General features: G+C 58.3%; 24 protein-coding genes. 2 read left to right on the plus strand and 22 right to left on the minus strand.

From position 1 onward, the window contains the following. Window positions 1-32 precede the first annotated feature (32 nt). The 4 genes from ACFC5L_RS13455 to ACFC5L_RS13470 form a co-directional block, all read right to left on the minus strand. On the minus strand, window positions 33-557 hold the full coding sequence (locus ACFC5L_RS13455; protein ID WP_375202419.1) for a hypothetical protein: 525 nt from the start codon (window positions 555-557) through the stop codon (window positions 33-35). Between the two features lie 7 nt (window positions 558-564). Beyond that, window positions 565-2,670 carry an NADH-quinone oxidoreductase subunit NuoG gene (gene nuoG, locus ACFC5L_RS13460; protein ID WP_375202418.1) on the minus strand — a complete coding sequence of 702 codons (2,106 nt, stop codon included), beginning with the start codon at window positions 2,668-2,670 and terminating at the stop codon, window positions 565-567. A 129-nt stretch (window positions 2,671-2,799) separates the two neighbouring features. Continuing rightward, on the minus strand, window positions 2,800-3,651 hold the full coding sequence (locus ACFC5L_RS13465) for a sulfotransferase domain-containing protein (RefSeq protein WP_375202417.1): 852 nt from the start codon (window positions 3,649-3,651) through the stop codon (window positions 2,800-2,802). A 41-nt stretch (window positions 3,652-3,692) separates the two neighbouring features. Further along, a complete protein-coding gene (locus ACFC5L_RS13470) occupies window positions 3,693-3,926 on the minus strand; it encodes a hypothetical protein (protein WP_375202416.1) in 234 nt (77 codons plus the stop codon). A 145-nt stretch (window positions 3,927-4,071) separates the two neighbouring features. On the opposite strand from ACFC5L_RS13470, the gene ACFC5L_RS13475 reads away from it, so the two are divergent. After that, complete coding sequence (locus tag ACFC5L_RS13475) at window positions 4,072-4,713, plus strand: helix-turn-helix domain-containing protein (protein WP_375210751.1); 642 nt, start codon at window positions 4,072-4,074, stop codon at window positions 4,711-4,713. 172 nt (window positions 4,714-4,885) lie between these two features. Here ACFC5L_RS13475 and ACFC5L_RS13480 read toward each other — a convergent pair whose 3' ends face one another. Continuing rightward, a complete protein-coding gene (locus ACFC5L_RS13480; protein ID WP_375202414.1) occupies window positions 4,886-5,170 on the minus strand; it encodes an HU family DNA-binding protein in 285 nt (94 codons plus the stop codon). Here ACFC5L_RS13480 and ACFC5L_RS13485 point away from each other — a divergent pair. Continuing rightward, window positions 5,148-5,456 (plus strand): hypothetical protein, encoded by a 309-nt coding sequence (locus ACFC5L_RS13485; RefSeq protein WP_375203291.1) that lies wholly within the window; start codon window positions 5,148-5,150, stop codon window positions 5,454-5,456. The two genes, ACFC5L_RS13480 and ACFC5L_RS13485, sit on opposite strands and share 23 nt — an antisense overlap. On the opposite strand, the gene ACFC5L_RS13490 is transcribed toward ACFC5L_RS13485, so the two are convergent. The 17 genes from ACFC5L_RS13490 to hutH form a co-directional block, all read right to left on the minus strand. After that, a complete protein-coding gene (locus tag ACFC5L_RS13490) occupies window positions 5,442-5,963 on the minus strand; it encodes a GNAT family N-acetyltransferase (RefSeq protein ID WP_375202413.1) in 522 nt (173 codons plus the stop codon). The two genes, ACFC5L_RS13485 and ACFC5L_RS13490, sit on opposite strands and share 15 nt — an antisense overlap. Window positions 5,964-5,965: 2 nt before the next feature. Beyond that, the gene (gene nuoF / locus ACFC5L_RS13495) at window positions 5,966-7,267 is read right to left on the minus strand and encodes an NADH-quinone oxidoreductase subunit NuoF (protein ID WP_375203275.1); all 1,302 of its coding nucleotides are present in this window, start codon (window positions 7,265-7,267) and stop codon (window positions 5,966-5,968) included. Further along, the gene (locus tag ACFC5L_RS13500; RefSeq protein WP_375202412.1) at window positions 7,267-7,530 is read right to left on the minus strand and encodes a hypothetical protein; all 264 of its coding nucleotides are present in this window, start codon (window positions 7,528-7,530) and stop codon (window positions 7,267-7,269) included. Before ACFC5L_RS13500 ends, nuoF begins: the two co-directional genes overlap by 1 nt. Continuing rightward, complete coding sequence (locus ACFC5L_RS13505; protein WP_375202411.1) at window positions 7,523-7,762, minus strand: hypothetical protein; 240 nt, start codon at window positions 7,760-7,762, stop codon at window positions 7,523-7,525. The genes ACFC5L_RS13500 and ACFC5L_RS13505 overlap by 8 nt, the downstream gene beginning before the upstream one ends. Window positions 7,763-7,767: 5 nt before the next feature. After that, window positions 7,768-8,229, minus strand: a complete 462-nt coding sequence (locus ACFC5L_RS13510) for a nuclear transport factor 2 family protein (protein ID WP_375202410.1) — start codon at window positions 8,227-8,229, stop codon at window positions 7,768-7,770. A gap of 46 nt (window positions 8,230-8,275) precedes the next feature. Continuing rightward, complete coding sequence (gene nuoE / locus ACFC5L_RS13515) at window positions 8,276-8,956, minus strand: NADH-quinone oxidoreductase subunit NuoE (protein WP_375202409.1); 681 nt, start codon at window positions 8,954-8,956, stop codon at window positions 8,276-8,278. Window positions 8,957-9,309: 353 nt separating this feature from the next. Next, window positions 9,310-9,576 (minus strand): hypothetical protein, encoded by a 267-nt coding sequence (locus tag ACFC5L_RS13520; RefSeq protein WP_375202408.1) that lies wholly within the window; start codon window positions 9,574-9,576, stop codon window positions 9,310-9,312. 568 nt (window positions 9,577-10,144) lie between these two features. Continuing rightward, window positions 10,145-11,365: an NADH-quinone oxidoreductase subunit D gene (locus ACFC5L_RS13525; protein ID WP_375202407.1), complete on the minus strand. Its 1,221-nt coding sequence runs from the start codon at window positions 11,363-11,365 to the stop codon at window positions 10,145-10,147. Continuing rightward, window positions 11,358-11,801, minus strand: coding sequence for a GFA family protein (locus ACFC5L_RS13530; protein WP_375202406.1), 444 nt, complete (start codon window positions 11,799-11,801; stop codon window positions 11,358-11,360). Before ACFC5L_RS13530 ends, ACFC5L_RS13525 begins: the two co-directional genes overlap by 8 nt. Window positions 11,802-11,804: 3 nt before the next feature. Beyond that, window positions 11,805-12,413, minus strand: a complete 609-nt coding sequence (locus ACFC5L_RS13535; RefSeq protein WP_375202405.1) for an NADH-quinone oxidoreductase subunit C — start codon at window positions 12,411-12,413, stop codon at window positions 11,805-11,807. A gap of 11 nt (window positions 12,414-12,424) precedes the next feature. Further along, window positions 12,425-12,673, minus strand: coding sequence for a hypothetical protein (locus tag ACFC5L_RS13540; RefSeq protein ID WP_375202404.1), 249 nt, complete (start codon window positions 12,671-12,673; stop codon window positions 12,425-12,427). Next, entirely contained in the window at window positions 12,670-13,239 is a 570-nt protein-coding gene (locus tag ACFC5L_RS13545) for a NuoB/complex I 20 kDa subunit family protein (RefSeq protein ID WP_375202403.1), read from the minus strand. The genes ACFC5L_RS13540 and ACFC5L_RS13545 overlap by 4 nt, the downstream gene beginning before the upstream one ends. Continuing rightward, window positions 13,230-13,625 carry an NADH-quinone oxidoreductase subunit A gene (gene ndhC, locus ACFC5L_RS13550; RefSeq protein ID WP_375202402.1) on the minus strand — a complete coding sequence of 132 codons (396 nt, stop codon included), beginning with the start codon at window positions 13,623-13,625 and terminating at the stop codon, window positions 13,230-13,232. Before ndhC ends, ACFC5L_RS13545 begins: the two co-directional genes overlap by 10 nt. 172 nt (window positions 13,626-13,797) lie before the next feature. Further along, window positions 13,798-14,352 (minus strand): c-type cytochrome, encoded by a 555-nt coding sequence (locus tag ACFC5L_RS13555; RefSeq protein WP_375202401.1) that lies wholly within the window; start codon window positions 14,350-14,352, stop codon window positions 13,798-13,800. 227 nt (window positions 14,353-14,579) lie between these two features. Then, complete coding sequence (gene hutU, locus ACFC5L_RS13560) at window positions 14,580-16,247, minus strand: urocanate hydratase (protein ID WP_375202400.1); 1,668 nt, start codon at window positions 16,245-16,247, stop codon at window positions 14,580-14,582. Next, window positions 16,240-17,049, minus strand: a complete 810-nt coding sequence (gene hutG / locus ACFC5L_RS13565) for an N-formylglutamate deformylase (protein ID WP_375202399.1) — start codon at window positions 17,047-17,049, stop codon at window positions 16,240-16,242. Before hutG ends, hutU begins: the two co-directional genes overlap by 8 nt. Next, the gene (hutH, locus tag ACFC5L_RS13570) at window positions 17,046-18,581 is read right to left on the minus strand and encodes a histidine ammonia-lyase (RefSeq protein ID WP_375202398.1); all 1,536 of its coding nucleotides are present in this window, start codon (window positions 18,579-18,581) and stop codon (window positions 17,046-17,048) included. Before hutH ends, hutG begins: the two co-directional genes overlap by 4 nt. Window positions 18,582-18,662 lie beyond the last annotated feature (81 nt).

Genomic DNA, 18,662 nt, shown 5'->3' on the forward strand with positions numbered 1-18,662 from the left:
GTCGCAAAGAAAGCGCAGTCCGCCGAAGATTATTAGTGAATCCGGAATGTAATCGGCCCTTCCGCCTCAGCCTCGGCTTTTTCGGCCGCGCGCCAATGCGGCTGCATACGACGTGCAAAGACAAAAGCGATCACCAAGGCGGGCGCGAAAATGGCTGCAACGGCTTTGAGGTCAAGACTCCCGGCGCCCGGAACACCAATCGCGAGCAGGACAAACACGGCGATAGCGATGCCCGTCGCCGCACCCAGATATGGCCAGACATTTCGGCGCTTGCGTTTTTCAAGCGCTGCAAAAAGCGAGGCGCCGAATATGACGCTGGTGCCGAAGCCAATAAGAAAAATCAGGATGCTGACAAGCAGCGATTCCAAAAACAGCCCCGTCAGTCCCAAGACAGAAAACCCGCCCATCAGACTTCGCACCAAGGACAAGACGAATGTGAGGGCGCCGCCCACGCCAGCGCCGGCAAGTACCGACACGAGCATTTGCTCAAAAGCAACATTGATGCGGATCTGATCGATCGTCGCCTGTTCGTCGGACTGATCGCCTACCCGGCGCAACCGTGTGTTACTCCGCCGCCTGGCGGTTTGCGCCGCTCATCACGGCTGAACATTCGGCCATGGTTTTGGAAGCGCGCGCGATGGGATTGGTGAGATAGTAATCCGCGACCGCCGAAACGAACGGCGCGGCGCTCAACGAAGCGGCCTCGCCCACTGCATTCGCATCGAACCGTTCTTCGCTATTGCCGACTTGATCAATACGGCCAAGCGAGGGCGCATCGGCGATCATCGCCTGACGCAATGCAAAGAGATCGTCATAGGCAAGCGTTTTGCCAACGCGATCCGAAAGCGCCCGCAGGATCGCCCAGTCCTCACGCGCTTCGCCCGGAGGGAAGCATGCGCGGTTTGCAAGCTGCGCGCGGCCCTCGGTGTTCACGAAAATCGCGCTCTGTTCCGTATAGGCCGCCGCCGGAAAAATCACATCTGCGTAGCGCGCGCCCGTATCGCCGTGGCTGCCCTGATAAACGACAAAAGCGCCGTTGAGCTTCGCGCCATCAAATTCGTCAGCGCCAAGATTATAGACGAACTCGATCTCACGATTGCCGCAGCCTTCAAGAATGGCGGCGAAATCCTTTCCGCCGTCACCGGGCACAAAGCCGAGATCAAGCGCGCCAACACGGCCTGCAGCTGTGTGCACGACGTTGAAGCCGTTCCAGTCGCCGCGAACGGCGCCAATGCTGTCGGCGAGTTTCGCGGCCATATTCAGCACCGCCGCGCCATCGTCGCGGGCGAGGCCGCCCATCCCGACAATTACCGCCGGGTTTTTTGCATTCTTTAATGTGTCGAAGAAAGCGCCCTCGCCTTTTGCAAGGCTCGCCAGCGTATCGGGGCCCGCGCCAAGATAATCATAATCGTAGGAAAGGTCTTTTTGTTCTCCGATGACACCGACTTTAACATTCAGGTTGTTGAGCCATGCCTTGCGGATGCGGGCGTTGATCATCGGCGCTTCAGCGCGAAGATTGGTTCCCACGAGCAAAATGACATCCGCTTCTTCGAGATTGGCGATGCCCGTGTTGAAAAGATAATTTCGGCGATCGCCTGTTCCAATCTTGGCGCCGTCCTGACGGCAATCCATATGCGGCGTGCCAACCGCTGTCATCAAATCCTTTAAAGCCTTCACCGCCTCGGCGGAAACGAGGTCACCTGCAAGCGCTGCAACTTTTTCCTTCGGCGTCGTCTTCAATTTTTCAGCTACAACAGAAAACGCTTCGTCCCAGCTCGCCGGTACGAGCTTGCCGTCCTTGCGCACATAGGGCTTGTCGAGGCGTTGACGTTTAAGGCCATCCCAAACAAAGCGGGATTTGTCGGCGATCCATTCCTCATTAACACCTTCATGAAGCCGCGGCAGAATACGCAAGACCTCACGCCCGCGCGCATCAACACGAATATTCGACCCCACCGCATCCATAGCGTCGATAGAGTCGGTTTTCCGCAACTCCCACGGCCGCGCATTGAAAGCATAAGGCCGCGAGGTAAGCGCGCCAACCGGACACACATCGATCAGGTTGCCGGTCAGTTCACTTTCCACCGCCTTTTCCAGATAGGTGGTGATCTCAGCGTTCTCACCGCGATTGACGAGGCCAAGATCGTCGACGCCGGCGATCTCCGTCGCGAAACGGACGCAACGCGTGCATTGAATGCAGCGTGTCATGATCGTCTTGATCAACGGGCCCATATATTTTTCTTCAACGGCGCGCTTGTTCTCCGCATAGCGCGAGCCGTCGCGGCCATAGGCCATGGCCTGGTCCTGAAGGTCGCATTCCCCACCCTGATCGCAGATTGGGCAGTCGAGCGGATGATTGATGAGCAGGAACTCCATCACCCCTTCACGCGCCTTTTTCACCATGGGCGTATTGGTGAACAGCTCCGGGGGGGCGCCATCGGGTCCCGGACGCAGATCACGCACATTCTGGGCGCAGGACGCAACAGGCTTTGGCGGCCCGCCTTTCACTTCGATCAGACACATGCGGCAGTTGCCGGCGACCGACAGGCGCTCATGATAACAAAACCGCGGGATTTCTTCTCCCGCCGCCTCACAGGCCTGCAAAAGAGTGAGATTCGACGGGACTTCGATTTCCTCGTCGTTGACTTTGATGACGCGCGTATCGCTCATGCCGGACCTTCTTGGGATCAAATCCAAATTCGGGGCGTGGTTTAGCCGTCTTTACCAGCCGAGGCTAGAGCAGGAGGGCCCTCCATTCGGTCGCAGCCGCCCCCTGATTCGCCCGGTAAAAGCGCCCGATCACAGTTTGAAGCGGGCCATATCCTGGAGCCAGCTTTCGGGAAGGTCATTGGCGAAACGTCCCGCGATCGCCCGATAGATATGGGCGTAAGCGGCACAGGCGCGCGCCCGCAACGCTGTCGGCATGTTCTCCCCGCCCCTCGACGCATTGGAGCGCGTCCTTATGTCGGCTGGCTTGGCCCCAATCCCGGCGAAGCCGCAAATCCGGTCAACCGCCGCCTGATGGAAGAGACGCTTGTAAAATTCCAGATGAATACGGTCTTTCCCAAAGGCCGACTCCGCCTCCTGGAGTGTCCGACCATAGTCGGCAAGCAGCATGAAATCTTCCCGCGCCAGGAGGCGGTCAAACATGGCCTCAATGTCAAATTTCGGATTGTGCGTCCGATTAAAGGTCAATGACGACCAGAAACGGTCAGCAGGGTTACGCATCAAAAACACAAGTTTCACATCGGGATGAATTTCCCGCATGAACCGAAATCCGGCCTTTCCCAGCATGGAGTAATCCGGCGTCGCCTCAAACAGGACAGGACGACCCTGAGAGCCCCAGCTCATAAAACGCATATATTCGTTTGGATTTGAGATCATTCTGAACCGCAGCAACATTGCATGAAGCCGCTGTTGAATGACCGGGTCACCGCAATTTTCTGTCGTGAGCAGCACCGTCTGACGCTGGAACTCCGTCAGCATTTCTTCTTCATATTTGGCGCACCACTGCGGAACGAAGCGGGCGTCGAAGAAATGCACTTCCTTTACCGGCGCCACATGCACCTGTTGGTGGTTGCGCAAATAATCGGCAAGCCAGGTGGTGCCGGCTTTTTGGGCGCCGATACAAATGAGCAGCGTTTGCGTCATGTCTTCCTTTGCCGCGCCTGGGGTGAAGACAAGCGCCGGTGTTATTTATCTCTTAACGACTGCTCTAGCCGGGTCAGTTCCTGCGAGAGGCTTTCCTGACGGAGAAGTGTTCTTTGCGTCGAGCCGCCAATCCGTTGGCATTCTTCGTACAGAACATCCAAACGCCCCTCCATGCGATCCAGCAAAGCGGACATCGCCTCTAGCTTCGCAGTGAAAGCATCCAGAGATTGCTGCAAGCGCTTGGCGTCCCCTTCTTTTTCATTTTTCGCGTCCATGATTTTCCCTCCCTCCGCCATTTGAAGCCTTGCCGCGCCAGACACTACCCTTTGCCGCTAATTAAGCGGCAAATATTGCTAAAATCGCAACAAACCATTCAAATTGTTGCGTTTTTATCCATCGCAAATCAACTGCAAGCCTTTCATGTTGCTGTCTATGCAACGGGAAGTTGATTGGATTATCGAAGCGCTGGAGAGAAACCCGGCAAAGACCCAGACCGGTCTTGCGGAGGCGCTGGGCATTGATAAGTCGGGCGTCTCAAGGATGCTGAAGGGCCGCCGGCGACTGAAATTCGATGAAGCCCAGCGCGCTGTTGAATATCTCGGTGTAAGCCCGGCTGTCCTGGAGCGAGCAGGCTTTGAGGAGCCGGAAGAGCCCTTCCAGTCAGAACCGCGCGACGACGGCACAGCCAGCCTTTTTGCAAGCGCCTCCGGCGAAAATGGCCTGTGGCTTCTCGATATGCAGCGTCCGATTGAACGGCGTCCGCAAGCGCCCGATTTCATCGGCGCCGACATGACCTTTGGCTTTTATGCGCCGGATGACGCGATGGCGCCGCGGTTCCACACTGGTGAAGTCGTCTGGGCGAACCCTGCCCGCCCCGCCGCAGCAGGCCATGACGCCCTGCTGCTGGCGAAGGACGGACCGGCGGGCGCAACCCCGGCCTGTCTTTGCGTGCTTGAGGAGAAGACGGCGACCCATTTTCGCATCTCGCAATATGGCGTCGAAGGCAAACGCGAAATGCCGACGGAAAAATGGCGTGCGGCGCATGTCTATGGCAGAGAATAGGCCCCTCATTCTATTGTTGCTTTTCGAAGCGCAACAAAACATCTGCTAAAAGAAAACGCCCGGCCGTGAACGAGCACAGGCCGGGCGTTTCATTTCAGGGTCTGCCGAAAGCCCGCGCGCATTCAGGAAAAGTGTAAGCGGTTTTCCGTAAAAATGCGCGCAAGACTTAAAACTAGAGCACGCGCTCTTTGAGATCTTTCGACGGACGGAAAGCAACTTTCTTCGACGCTTTGATCTTGATCGCTTCGCCGGTCGCCGGGTTGCGGCCCATGCGCGCCGCGCGGTGACGAACCTGGAGAATGCCAAGGCCGGAGATACGCAGCTTCTTGCCTTTTTTCAGGTAGCCGCCCATGCGGTCGATGAAATCGGAAACGATTTCTTCAGCCTGTTTTTTCGGCATCTCATAAGCTTCAGCGAGTTCCGCTGCGAGGTGCTTGAGCGTCAACACGTCAGGCAATGCCTTTTTGGCGGCGACTTTTTTCTTGGCAGGCGCTTTTTTAGCGGCTGCTTTTTTCTTAGCCGGCGCCTTGCGGGCTGGAGCCTTCCGAGCCGGAGCTTTTTTTGCAGTTTTCCGTTTAACGGCCATTTTCAATATCCTTTATCAGTCCATGAATGCGGAAAGCAGCCAAAAACACGGGGGTTTCGCCTGCTGTGCCTGCATTATTGCGTATGATTCGGCGCAGAGTGAGACCCTAAAAAACGCATTTATGCCCGTAAAATCGATGTTTTTAGGCCTTTTGTGACCTTCTTTTCATGATCCATTCGAGATCGGGGTGCTTTCCGACCAGAAAATGGTACTCGGCGACCTTCTCAAAACCATAGCGGCGATAGAGCTCCTGGGCCCTGAAATTCTCGGAATAAACGCCCACATAAACGTGGTCGAAATGCGTTTCGAGCCAGTCGAGGGCGAGCGTCAGAAAGGCTTTTCCAAGGCCCTGCCCTTGCGCTTTCTGGTCAAGATAGAGCCGGCAGAGCTCACCTGAATTGGCGGGCATACCCGGCGCCGGCAAGCTGCAGGGCGCGACCGTGCAATAGCCGATCACTTCGCCGTCCGGCGCCTCGGCGACCCAGGCGGCGCTCCCCTTTTCATCGAAGAAGTCATCGTAATACGCCGCACAGTGGTTGTATTTCAGGAATTCTTCGAGATCTTCCGGCGCATAAAGATGCGCGAAAGTATCGGTGAATGTCGCAGCGCCAATGTCCGCCAGCGCTTGTGCATCGGCGACGCCCGCACGCCTGATTGCCGTCATCGCTATTCCGCCGCAGCGACCGCCACATGCGGACGGTCATTGCGGTAGGTGTTGATGCGCTCTTCGATTTCGTGGCGGAAGTGACGGATGAGCCCCTGCACCGGCCAGGCGGCCGCGTCGCCAAGGGCGCAAATCGTGTGCCCTTCGATCTGCGTCGAGACTTCGAGCAGCTTGTCGATTTCTTCCGTTGTTGAATCGCCAACCGTCATGCGTTCCAAAACGCGCCACATCCAGCCCGTGCCTTCGCGGCAGGGCGTGCACTGACCGCAGCTTTCGTGCTTGTAGAAATAGGCGAGCCGCGCGATGGCGCGGACCATGTCCGTGGACTTGTCCATGACGATCACCGCCGCCGTGCCAAGACCTGAGCGATGGTCGCGCAAGGCGTCGAAATCCATCAGGACGTCATCGCAGATGTCTTTCGGCAAACAGGGGACGGACGACCCGCCCGGGATAATCGCTTTCAGATTGTCCCAGCCGCCGGTGACGCCGCCGCAATGGGTGTCGATGAGCTGTTTCAGCGGGATCGACATCGCCTCTTCGACATTGCACGGCCGATTGACGTGACCGGAGATCGAGAAAATCTTGGTGCCGTGATTGTTCTCGCGGCCGAATTTGCGGAACCAGCCCGCGCCGCGGCGCAGGATCGTCGGCGCAACGGCAATGGACTCGACATTGTTCACGGTCGTCGGACAGCCATAGAGCCCTGCGCCCGCCGGGAATGGCGGTTTCAGACGCGGCTGGCCCTTCTTGCCTTCAAGACTTTCCAGAAGCGCCGTTTCCTCACCGCAGATATAAGCGCCGGCGCCGTGATGGACATAGAGATCGAAATCCCAACCGGACCCGGCGGCGTTCTTGCCGAGCAAACCGGCCGCATAAGCCTCATCAATGGCGGCCTGAAGATTGTTGCGTTCGTCCACATATTCACCGCGAATATAGATGTAACAGGCGTTCGCCTTCATGGCGTAGGACGCGACGAGACAGCCTTCAATGAAGAGATGCGGATCGTGGCGCATGATCTCGCGATCTTTACAGGTGCCGGGCTCGGACTCGTCCGCGTTGACCACAAGATAATGCGGACGGTCTTTCACTTCCTTCGGCATGAAGGACCATTTGAGGCCCGTCGGGAAGCCCGCACCGCCACGGCCGCGAAGGCCGGAATCCTTGATCTGCTGGATAATCCAGTCGTGCCCCAAGGCGATCAGGTCCGCGGTCCCGTTCCACGCGCCGCGCTTCTTCGCCGCTTCAAGCCGCCAGTCATGGAGGCCATAGAGATTGGTGAATATCCGGTCTTTATCTTCGAGCATCATGACTCTCTGGAATTTCTCTTCCGATGTAAAACCAAGCCGATAACAACTTCAAACGCAGTCACGGCGAGAACGAACAAGCCAATGTAAAGGCTAAACTTACTGTCCGCGCTGACGCCGCGATACGTCATGGCGGCGCCGATCAACAGCATGCCCGCCGTAACCATCAACCCATAGGGATAGTCCGGCGCGGCATCATACTGATCATGCTCCGGATCAAGCTCCGGAATGTAATGGGGGCTCTGATTGCGTTTGTCAGCCATGGCCGCCCTCGCCAGGCTTCGCTTTCAGCTTGCTCCCGTGTTCTTTCGCCCAGCGCAAAAACATGGGCGCAAAAATGATCGCGGTTCCGGCGATCCCGCCAATCAGGATCGACAGATTGCCGGTATAGAAATAGGCGCCCAGAACAAGCAGCAACACAGCGCCTTCCATGAGGGCGATATTGATCAGCCCTTTCACGGCGGTGCGCTTGTCGATGTCGTGGGGCGTTTGCATCTGACCTATTCCGCCGGCGCCGCCGGTGTGACCTCGATGTGCCACCATTCCTTTAGGGACTTCACGGTCTGCGCATCGGCGAAGTCGCACAAGAACACACCGTCAAGCTCGATCGCAGCCCCGCCGGAAGCGCTGGTGAACGCCGCATGCCATTGCGCCAGACAGGTGTCGCCGTCGCAAGTCAGGACTTCATAGGTGAAACGGACATCGCGTTGATCGGCGGTGACGCCGGACCAGTATTCTTCAATCGCGGCCCGTCCCTCCATCGCGTCGTCAAAGGGCGTTTCCTGATAGGTGGCGTCGTCGGTGAAAAGCGCGCCGGCTTTTTCCGCATCGCGCATCTCCCACGCCTCCTTGTAGCCATCGAGCCAGGCGGCGAAATCCTGCGCCGACATTTCAGCCGAGGCCGGTTGCGCCACGAAGCACAAGACCGCGGCAATGGCGGCGTTGCGCGCTATTTTTTTCATAGTCTTCATCATTTCACCTCGAGCCTTTCGAGCCTGTCAGTAGCGCTTACTCCGCCGGTTCTTTCGGTGCGGAGTTCGGAATCTCTTTCAACGGCTGTGCGTAAGAGCCGTCATAAAGAGACGGATCGGTAAGCGAGGTGTTGTCGCCTTCCGGGTCCGAGGAATGACGGTTCGGATGTTGCGTGCCGATTTTCACCTCTTCGCCGCGGGCGAGTTTCGCCAGCAGGTCTTCAAGAATCTCCGGCGTCAGATCTTCGTAGTAGTGATCGCCCTCTTTGGTCGAAATCTGGACCATGGGCGCATTAGCGCAAGCGCCGAGGCATTCGACTTCCAGCCAGGAAAACTTGCCGTCCGCCGACACATGACCTTCCTCGCCGATCACCTTTTTGCAGGTTTCGCGAAGGCCGTCCGAGCCGCGCAACAGGCACGGCGTCGTGCCGCAAACCTGCACATAAAACTCGCCGGCAGGCGCGAGGTTGAACATCGTGTAGAAGGTCGCGACCTCATAGACGCGGATGTAAGGCATCTCGAGTTGACGGGCGATCGCCTCCATCATCGGGATCGAGCACCAGCCTTCCTGTTTCTGGCCGCGCCACAGGAACGGGATCACGCAGGAGGCCTGACGCCCTTCCGGGTATTTCTTCATCTGCGCGTCGCACCAGGCCTTGTTCTCGGGCGTCCACTCAAAGGACGCGGGCTGGTCTTTCGCGGGGCGGCGGCTCGCCATGGGCGGTTCTCCTGATCGGGATCGTCAAACTCAAATGTGGGTGCGACACATAACTGATTGGCCGCAAAACAAAAGGGCTTAAGGCGTCGCAAGGGGCGGTTTTCAACCGGTTTTCAGGCCCCGGAAGCGGCGTGAGCGGCGACTATACGCCCGCCCGGCAGGGGGTGGATAACTCTTCACCGATGCTCAAAAAAACGCCCGAATTCAACAGATTTGAGGTGTTTTTCGCTCTATGCGGGCGCCTTTTCTTCCCCCGCTTGCGGGTGAAGTGGCCCGAAGGGCCGATGGGGGCTTCCCCCTCCGACCAACGCCCTCGGCGTTGCCCACCTCCCCCGTAAACGGGGGAGGAAAACCTATTCCAGCTCCACCTCATTCAACGCCGCCGCATCCTCAAAACACCCGAGGCAGATGACCCCGATATTGTCGGGGCCAAGGGCGTCGAACGCCTCCTGGGAGAGGCTGTTGCACTGATCGCAGACCGCGTCCCAGACGCCGTCAGGGCCCCGGCTCCACCAGAACCCCTTGGGCTCGCCCTCGCGGATCGACTCGATAATGTGAACGCAGACAAAGGTCTGGGGCTGTTCGCCATGGGTGCCGCAGGTGACAGAGGGGACTTTCATAACTTCATAACGCCGGCCTTAAAGAGAAATGATTGCTGCGCGATATAATCCATCTCACAAAAAAGCCACGGCATGATCTATTACTTCAAATCGGCTAGCGGGATCGAAAATAGCAGGACTTCAACTCCTGATATTGGATTCTTGGACCGAACGTAAAGCATGTCGCCAGAATCCATTTGAGACATTAACTTCTCTTCGCCATCGCGCTCGAGAGGTCCACAGTTCAGGAAATCGCATGAGAACCGCAAAGAGGAGGGCCTATCATCAACTGACAAACTTAAAGTGTGGTAGGGCAACCGAACGAGCCTGAGTTCAAAGAAAAAAGGGTCTCTGTCGTCAGGAACAAGCAACACTATTCCCGATTTAGTTCCACGCCCAATCTCCGGCGCTGTATAATTTTGATAGATTTTCCAACATTCTTCTTTGCGAAAAAGCAAGTCTTGATGGCAATGCCTAACCCAGCCGCCAAACTCCGAATTTAACAGAAATTGATCGTGGGCGTATGCAGGAGCAAGTGAGAACACGATTGCGACAATTCCCTGAACCCAGAATGCCGCGTAGCGTTTAATCACCGATCGATCTCGCCGAACACAATGTCGAGGGAGCCGAGGATCGCCGAAACATCAGCGAGCAAATGCCCGCGATTGATCCAGTCCATGGCCTGCAAATGCGGATAGCCCGGCGCGCGGATCTTGCAGCGATAGGGTTTGTTGGAGCCGTCGGAGACGAGATAGACCCCGAACTCGCCCTTGGGCGCTTCCACCGCCGCATAAACCTCGCCAGCCGGCACATGAAAGCCTTCGGTGTAGAGTTTGAAGTGATGAATGAGGGATTCCATGTTCCCTTTCATCTTTTCGCGCTTGGGCGGCGCGACCTTGCCGTCCGTGGTCATCACCGGCCCGGGCGTTTCACGCAGCTTGGCGATCGCCTGTTTCATAATCGAGACGGACTGATACATCTCCTCCATGCGGCAAAGATAACGATCATAACAGTCGCCGTTCTTGCCGATGGGAATCTTGAAGTCGTACTCATCATAGGACTCGTAAGGCTGCGCCCGGCGCAAATCCCATTGGATCCCTGAGCCGCGCACCATGACGCCGGAAAAGCCCCACTGGAACGCTTCTTCCTGCGTGACGACGCCGATATCGACATTGCGCTGCTTGAAGATGCGGTTGTCGGTGATGAGGGTTTCAATGTCCTTCATCTTTTCCGGGAACTGGTCGCACCAGGCGTCGATGTCGTTGATCAGCTCTTCGGGCAGATCCTGATGCACCCCGCCCACGCGGAAATAGGCGGCGTGCATGCGCGAGCCCGACGCCCGCTCATAAAAGATCATGAGTTTTTCGCGCTCTTCAAAACCCCAGATCGGCGGCGTCAGGGCGCCCACATCGAGCGCCTGGGTCGTCACATTGAGGATGTGCGAGAGGATGCGGCCAATCTCGGAGAACAAGACGCGAATGTGCTGCGCGCGTTTCGGGACCTCAATGCCGAGCAGCTTTTCCGCCGCGAGGCAAAAGGCGTGTTCCTGGTTCATGGGCGCGACGTAATCGAGCCGGTCAAAATAAGGGATCGCCTGCAGATAGGTCTTGTGTTCGATCAGCTTTTCGGTGCCGCGATGCAAGAGCCCGATATGCGGATCGACGCGCTCGACGACCTCGCCATCGAGCTCCAGCACCAGGCGCAACACGCCGTGCGCCGCCGGGTGCTGCGGCCCGAAATTGATGGTGAAATTACGTTCCGACGAAGCGTCGGAAGTTGAATCTTCAGGAGCGATATGTCCGTCAGCCATTATTGTCTTCCTGTCCGCCCGTAAACATCGCCATGACTTCCGGGCCGGTTAGTTTCTTCCTGTCGCCAGCAAAGGCGTAATAATCGGGCTTTTCATCGATGAAGATCTCCATCGTGAAGTTGACGTCCGACAGATCGTCGAGCGCGCCGGCGTGAACGCTGTGATGCGAGCCGTCGCGCAAACGATAAAAAAGATTGGAGCCGCAGGTTTTGCAGAACAGGCGCTCAGCCCAGTCCGATGAGGCGTAGACGCCAAGCTGGCTGTCATCTTCAATCACCGGCGCAGTGGTGAGATTGATCGCCATCAACGGCCCGCCGATACGGCGCTGGCACATGCTGCAATGACAGGCGTCCACATGCACGCCGTCCTGCTCGATTTTCGGCGCCGCCTTGAATTTCACCGCGCCGCATTGGCACTGTCCGGTCCGCTCCGCCATGGCCTACTCCTTGGCTTCCGCTTTCTCGTCGCCCGGCAGAACATATTGCGCGCCTTCCCACGGGGAGAGGTAATCGAAATTGCGGAATTCCTGAACGAGCTTCACCGGTTCATAAACGACGCGCTTTTGTTCGTCGTCATAGCGCACTTCCACATGGCCGGTGAGCGGGAAGTCCTTGCGCAACGGATAGCCCTCAAACCCGTAATCGGTGAGGATGCGGCGCAGATCCGGGTGGCCGGAAAAAACGACGCCATACATGTCAAACGCCTCACGCTCGAACCAGTCTGCGCAAGGATAGACATCGGTGATGGTCGGGATCGTCTCGTCTTCGCCCACCTGCGCCTTGACGCGGATGCGCGCATTATTGTGCATGGAGAGGAGATGATAGACGACGTCGAACCGCTTGGCGCGCTGCGGATAGTCGACCGCCGTGAGGTCGATCATCACCAGAAACTTCGCCAGCGGATCGTCGCGCAGAAACTGCATCACATGCACGATGCGGTCGGCGCGCACTTCAATCGTCAGCTCGCCATATTCCACCCGCCAGGAGCGGATGTCGGCGTCTATGGTCGCGGCGATATGTTCGCCCAGTTCTTTTAGTTCTTCAGACATTTTGAAAATTGTCACCTAATCTTGGCTGACCGCTGCTTTTTTTCACTTTCATAACTGCGAAGAGCTTTTTCATGCTGGTGCAAAAACCAACGCCAAAGCATCAAACCAGTCATAAACACAACAAACAAAGCAACTGAGCTTACCAATCGATCACTCAAACCAATTTTGACGCCAATAAATATCGTGCCGAACAACGCTATAACCGTCACGGCAGCCGTTGCCAGAAAGACACCTACGACGTCAAAAACCGGTCGTTTCACCGCACAATCGAGCCTTCTCTTCTGATCTTCTTCTGCAATTGCAGGATGCCGTAGACAAGCGCCTCCGCGGTCGGGGGGCAGCCCGGCACATAAATATCGACGGGCACGACGCGGTCGCAGCCGCGCACCACCGCATAGGAATAGTGGTAATAACCGCCGCCATTGGCGCACGAGCCCATGGAGATGACGTAACGCGGGTTCGGCATCTGGTCGTAAACCTTCCTGAGCGCCGGGGCCATCTTGTTGGTCAAAGTGCCGGCGACGATCATCACGTCCGACTGGCGCGGGGATGCGCGCGGCGCGAAACCGAAACGCTCCACATCATAGCGCGGCATGGACGCCTGCATCATCTCAACGGCGCAGCAGGCGAGCCCGAAGGTCATCCACATGAGCGAACCCGTGCGCGCCCAGTTGATCAGGGCGTCAGCCGGCGCAGTGATGAAACCACGATCGGCGAGCTGGTCTGACAGCTCTCCGAAAAACGGATCTTTCGCATCCGGGTTATAACCGGGCGCGCCCGCCCGGGCGGCAGTCCCGTAGGGAAGCTTGGATTGGTCTAGCGCCATTCCAGCGCTCCTTTCTTCCACTCATACAAAAAGCCCACCGCGAAGACGGCGATAAAGACGAACATCGACCAGAAGGCGAAAATCTGGAAATCGCGGTCCATGCCCAATTCCGGATTGAACAGCATCACCGCCCAGGGAAACAGGAAGGCGACGTCGAGATCGACGATGATGAACAGGATCGCGACGATATAGAACTGAACGTCGAACTTCATGCGGGCGTCATCGAAGGCGTTGAAGCCGCATTCATAGGTGGAGTTCTTTTCCGGGTCGGGCTCGTTCGGCGCGATGATCGCCGGGGCCACAAGGAAGCCCAGCGCCAGCGCCAGCGAGATCGCGAAAAAGACAATGATCGGTAGCCAGTCGAGCAAAAAATCGGCGGTCGCCAAGGGAAATCTCCTAGAAAGGCCTTGCGCCCGGCAGGCCGGGCAGACTCGGGGCGGAACCTAGAAAGGTGCGGCGCCAAAGGCAACGCGATTCCGCGCGTTTTCGGCCCCTCAAGACGGAAATGAGACCGAAAACCGCAGCTTTTTGAGATGCTTCCCGATGGCCCGGCTGAGACTACTCGGTTTCGACCGGCGGTTCGGCGATCTCTTCGGGGAATTCGCCCTCCTGCCCCTGACTGAGATAATCGTCCCAGTTCTCCATTTCCCAGAACCGTTCATCGAGCAGTCCGGAGCGAATCGTCTCCGGCAGGTCATCCATCGTCAGCACTTTCTGGGCGTCGCGATCAGCGGCGAAAGCGGCGATATTGCTGATGTCATCGGCGGTCAGATAAATCGTATAGCCAAGCTCAATGGACTGTAGCTCGATCATCGCCGGGGCCCCGCGCCACATGCGGGCGGCGAATTCCAGCGGGTCCACAGGCGGAGCGCCGATTTGGGCGTCGAGCGCGGGAGCAGCCTTGCCTCCCACGCCGTTCACCGAGTGGCAGATGACACAGCCTTTTTCCACAAAGAGCGTGCGCCCCGCCATTGGGTCAGCTTCATGCGTGACGGCCTGTTTCAGGCTCACTGGCGTCTGTTCGGCGGCGGATGGCGCGCCATTTTCAGCGCCGCAGCCCATCAGGGCCGCGACGGCGGCGGTCAGAGCCAGCTTGTTTATGGTTTTCCCCATGTGATTCATCCCTTCCTCCCGCTTGGCCTTATTGTCGCGCCGATTCCGCGCGCCCGCAATGTGGCAAAGATGAAACTAGGGTCAGAACACCCAATGTCATCCCGGCCTGACCCCGGACCTGATCCGGGGGGAGAGCCGGGATCTCCATACTGATTGCGCTGGAGATCCCGGATAAACGCCTTTGGCGTTTTCCGGGATGACAGTCGCTGGGACAATCTTGGGAAAGCTTACAATATGCCCGGCAGGTTGAGCTGTTTTTCCCGGGCGCAGGCAATGGCGTCTTCATAGCCCGCATCGGCGTGACGCATCACCCCGCTCGCCGGGTCATTCCACAGGACGCGGCCGAGGCGACGCGCGGCGTCTTCTGTCCCGTCGGCGACAATCACCATGCCCGCATGCTGGGAAAAGCCCATGCCGACCCCGCCGCCATGGTGAAGCGACACCCAGGTCGCGCCCGAGGCGGTGTTGAGGAGCGCATTCAACAGCGGCCAGTCGGAAACGGCGTCGGAACCGTCCTTCATGGCTTCGGTTTCGCGGTTGGGGCTGGCGACGGAGCCTGAGTCGAGGTGATCGCGGCCGATCACCACCGGCGCTTTCAATTCCCCCTTCGCCACCATCTCGTTGAAGGCAAGCCCCAGCCGATGCCGGTCGCCGAGCCCGACCCAGCAGATACGCGCCGGCAGGCCCTGAAACGCAATGCGCTCCTTGGCCATGTCGAGCCAGTTATGGAGATGCTTATTGTCGGGAAGCAGCTCCTTCACCTTTTCGTCCGTGCGATAGATGTCCTCAGGGTCGCCCGAGAGCGCCGCCCAGCGGAACGGGCCGATCCCGCGGCAAAATTGCGGGCGGATGTAAGCAGGCACAAAACCGGGAAAATCGAATGCGTCTTTCAGTCCCTCGTCGAAAGCGACCTGGCGGATGTTGTTGCCATAATCGAGCGTCGGCACGCCGGCATTCCAGAAATCGAGCATCGCCTGAACCTGGATTTTCATGGAGGCGCGCGCGGCCTTTTCGACCGCCTTCGGATCGCTTTCGCGTTTGGCGCGCCATTCGCCCATGGTCCAGCCGATAGGCAGATAGCCGTTCACCGGATCATGCGCCGATGTCTGATCGGTGACGATGTCGGGCTTCACGCCACGTTTGACGATCTCGGGAAAAATATCCGCAGCATTGCCGAGAAGGCCGACGGACTTCGCCTCCCCCGCCTTCGTCCAGCGCTCGATCATGTCCAGCGCTTCGTCGAGGGTCTCGGCTTTCTCGTCGACATAGCGCGTGCGCAGGCGGAAATCGATGCTATCCGGATTGCACTCGACAGCAAGACAACAGGCGCCGGCCATCACCGCGGCGAGCGGCTGGGCGCCGCCCATGCCGCCAAGGCCGCCGGTCAAAATCCATTTGCCCTTGAGGTCGCCATTGTAATGACGCCGCCCCGCCTCGACAAAAGTTTCGTAAGTGCCCTGAACGATGCCTTGCGTGCCTATGTAAATCCATGAGCCCGCCGTCATCTGGCCGTACATCATCAGGCCCTTTTTATCGAGTTCTGAAAAATGATCCCAATTCGCCCAGTGGGGAACGAGGTTTGAGTTTGCGATGAGGACGCGCGGCGCGTCTTTATGCGTTTCAAAAACGCCGACAGGTTTTCCCGACTGCACGAGCAAGGTCTGGTCTTCACGCAGGGTTTTGAGGGTTTCCGTGATCGCGTCGAAATCCGCCCAGCTCCGCGCGGCGCGGCCGATACCGCCATAGACAACCAGCTCATCCGGATTTTCCGCGACGTCGCGATCAAGGTTGTTTTGCAGCATGCGGAACGGCGCCTCGGTCGTCCAGGAGAGGCAGTTGAGCTCCGTTCCCGTGGGGGCTTTCACGTCGCGCTTGTTGGCAAATCGGTCAGTCATCTCCGGCTCCGTTCAAATGTCCGTCAAGCGCAAGCTGTTCGATGCGCTCCAAAATCTGTTTCAAGGTGGCGCGCAGCTTTTCCGCTTTCGCGTTGCTATAGGTGAAAGGCGCCGCTTCGGTTTCGAGATAGGCGCTTTGCGCGATTTCCATCTGTATCGCATGCACGCCGTTGTCAGGATCGCCATAGTGTCTTGTCGTCCAGCCGCCGCGAAAACGGCCGTTCACCACATAGGAAAAATCCGATGCGACACAGACATCCGCAACGGCCTCTTCAATCCTCTTTGCACAGGTCGCGCTATTGTTGGTGCCGATATTGAGATCGGGCAATGTTCCGTCAAACAGATAAGGAATATGCGAGCGAATGGAGTGGCAGTCGTAAAGCACCGCAACCCCATGGGAGTCGCGCGCGCGATCAATTTCGGATGCAAGCGTTAAGTGATAGACCGCATGATAGTCCATGCGCCGGCGTTCAATTTCATCTTCAGTTGGCGGCGCATCCCAGATCCCTTCCCCGTCAAAATCCGTCAGCGGCACGAGGCCTGTCGTATTCTGCCCCGGATAAAGGCTCGCGCCTGACCGATCGCGGTTGGCGTCGATCACATAGCGGTGGAAATCGGCGCGCACGATGGTCGCGCTGGGCAAGAGCCCGTCATAGAGCCGGTCCACATGCCAGTCCGTGTCGGCGAGCGACCGGCCGCGCGCATTCAGCCGCGCCATGATTTCGTCCGGAACAAACAGCCCGCTGTGAGGCTGGCCCAGAATGAGCGGCCCCTTGCCGCTTATGACCGTCACCGGACTCATGCTGCGCTCAATGTAAGTGGCGTGACGCCCGCATGTTCTGACATCGCCGGGTCGCGCACGAGTTTTTTCAGCGCATCAATGTCGTCTGACAAAATTCTGTCCTCGCCCATGGGCGCGCAGCGTTCGCGAATGGCGGCGATCGTTGTTTTCAGCGCCGGACTTGTTTCAAGCGGCGCGCGCATCTCGACGCCTTGCGCGCCGGCCATCGCCTCCACGGCAATAATGCCGGAGAGATTGTCGTTCATCTCATGCAGACGGCGCGCGCCATGGCACGCCATGGAAACATGGTCTTCCTGATTGGCGGAGGTCGGCGTCGAATCGACGGAGCGCGGATTGGAAAGCGCCTTGTTTTCACTCATCAGCGCCGCCGAGGTCACTTCGGCGATCATCAATCCGGAATTCAATCCGGGCTTGGGCGTCAAAAACGCCGGCAGGCCGTAGCTCAGCGCGGGATCGACGAGCAAGGCGATGCGGCGCTGGGAAATCGACCCCAGTTCCGACAGGGCGATCGCCATCTGGTCGGCTGCGAAGGCCACCGGTTCCGCATGGAAGTTGCCGCCCGAAACGATCTCCCCGCCCGCCAGCACAAGCGGATTGTCCGTAACGGCGTTCGCTTCCGTCTGAAGCGTCATTGCCGCCTGGCGCAGAAGATCGAGACAGGCGCCCGCCACTTGCGGCTGACAGCGCAGGCAATATGGATCCTGGACGCGTTCATCACCTTCCATGTGGCTGGTGATGATTTGCGACCCGTCGAGCAATTCCCGCAACCGTTGCGCGGTTTCGATCTGGCCGCGATGCCCGCGCAGGGAATGAATCTCGGCATGAAACGGCGCCGCAGTGCCCATTGCCGCCTCGATGGAAAGCGCGCTTGTGGTGACCGACGCCATCGCCAGGCGCCACGCATCGAACAACGCTGACAAAGCGAGCGCCGTCGACACTTGCGTGCCGTTGATCATGGCGAGGCCTTCTTTCGCCGAAAGCACAAGCGGTTCCAAATTCTCCGCCGCCATGGCGTCGCACGCGCTTTTTCGCATCCCGCGATGAACAACATAGCCTTCGCCGATCAGCGCCGCTGTCATATGGGCGAGCGGCGCCAGATCGCCCGACGCGCCGACGGAGCCTTGGGCTGGAATAACCGGGAGAATGTCTGCAGCGATGAAGTTTTCAATCTGTTCGATGACCGTCCAGCGAACGCCGGAGGCGCCGCGACCCAGCGACAGGAGTTTCAACGCCATCACAAGGCGCGTTACTTCGGGAGAGAGCGGCGCCCCTGTGCCCGCACTATGGGAGAGAATAAGGTTGCGCTGAAGCTGCGCCAGCTCGTCATGACCGACACGCACCGACGCAAGCTTGCCGAAGCCGGTATTGACGCCATAAACCGGCGCCTCGCCCGCGGCCGCCCTGGCGATTTCATCCGCAGACCAATCAATCCCCGCGCGAGCCGCCCGGTCGAGCGTGAACGCCGCCCCACTCCGATAGAGCGTCTCAAGCGCATCAAGACTCGCCGCGCCGGGCGTCAGCATGGCTGTCATAGAATCCTCAAAGCCTCTTGGCGGGTCAGGCGCCGCTTGATATGTGCACGTTATTGGATATTATGTATGCACATATTAACC

The organism is Hyphococcus sp. (assembly GCF_041986965.1).
Classification (GTDB): Bacteria; Pseudomonadota; Alphaproteobacteria; order Caulobacterales; family Parvularculaceae; genus Hyphococcus.

Coding starts and splice junctions, on each gene's coding strand:
- ACFC5L_RS13535 (WP_375202405.1), bottom strand. CDS start 12,413: ATGTCTGAAGAACTAAAAGAACTGGGCGAACATATCGCCGCGACCATA.
- nuoF (WP_375203275.1), bottom strand. CDS start 7,267: ATGCTCGAAGATAAAGACCGGATATTCACCAATCTCTATGGCCTCCAT.
- ACFC5L_RS13525 (WP_375202407.1), bottom strand. CDS start 11,365: ATGGCTGACGGACATATCGCTCCTGAAGATTCAACTTCCGACGCTTCG.
- ACFC5L_RS13500 (WP_375202412.1), bottom strand. CDS start 7,530: ATGGCTGACAAACGCAATCAGAGCCCCCATTACATTCCGGAGCTTGAT.
- ACFC5L_RS13510 (WP_375202410.1), bottom strand. CDS start 8,229: ATGAAAAAAATAGCGCGCAACGCCGCCATTGCCGCGGTCTTGTGCTTC.
- hutG (WP_375202399.1), bottom strand. CDS start 17,049: ATGAGTCCGGTGACGGTCATAAGCGGCAAGGGGCCGCTCATTCTGGGC.
- ACFC5L_RS13475 (WP_375210751.1), top strand. CDS start 4,072: ATGTTGCTGTCTATGCAACGGGAAGTTGATTGGATTATCGAAGCGCTG.
- ACFC5L_RS13530 (WP_375202406.1), bottom strand. CDS start 11,801: ATGGCGGAGCGGACCGGACAGTGCCAATGCGGCGCGGTGAAATTCAAG.
- hutU (WP_375202400.1), bottom strand. CDS start 16,247: ATGACTGACCGATTTGCCAACAAGCGCGACGTGAAAGCCCCCACGGGA.
- ACFC5L_RS13505 (WP_375202411.1), bottom strand. CDS start 7,762: ATGCAAACGCCCCACGACATCGACAAGCGCACCGCCGTGAAAGGGCTG.
- nuoG (WP_375202418.1), bottom strand. CDS start 2,670: ATGAGCGATACGCGCGTCATCAAAGTCAACGACGAGGAAATCGAAGTC.
- nuoE (WP_375202409.1), bottom strand. CDS start 8,956: ATGGCGAGCCGCCGCCCCGCGAAAGACCAGCCCGCGTCCTTTGAGTGG.
- ACFC5L_RS13465 (WP_375202417.1), bottom strand. CDS start 3,651: ATGACGCAAACGCTGCTCATTTGTATCGGCGCCCAAAAAGCCGGCACC.
- ACFC5L_RS13555 (WP_375202401.1), bottom strand. CDS start 14,352: ATGGGGAAAACCATAAACAAGCTGGCTCTGACCGCCGCCGTCGCGGCC.
- hutH (WP_375202398.1), bottom strand. CDS start 18,581: ATGACAGCCATGCTGACGCCCGGCGCGGCGAGTCTTGATGCGCTTGAG.
- ACFC5L_RS13470 (WP_375202416.1), bottom strand. CDS start 3,926: ATGGACGCGAAAAATGAAAAAGAAGGGGACGCCAAGCGCTTGCAGCAA.
- ACFC5L_RS13545 (WP_375202403.1), bottom strand. CDS start 13,239: ATGGCGCTAGACCAATCCAAGCTTCCCTACGGGACTGCCGCCCGGGCG.
- ACFC5L_RS13520 (WP_375202408.1), bottom strand. CDS start 9,576: ATGAAAGTCCCCTCTGTCACCTGCGGCACCCATGGCGAACAGCCCCAG.
- ACFC5L_RS13490 (WP_375202413.1), bottom strand. CDS start 5,963: ATGACGGCAATCAGGCGTGCGGGCGTCGCCGATGCACAAGCGCTGGCG.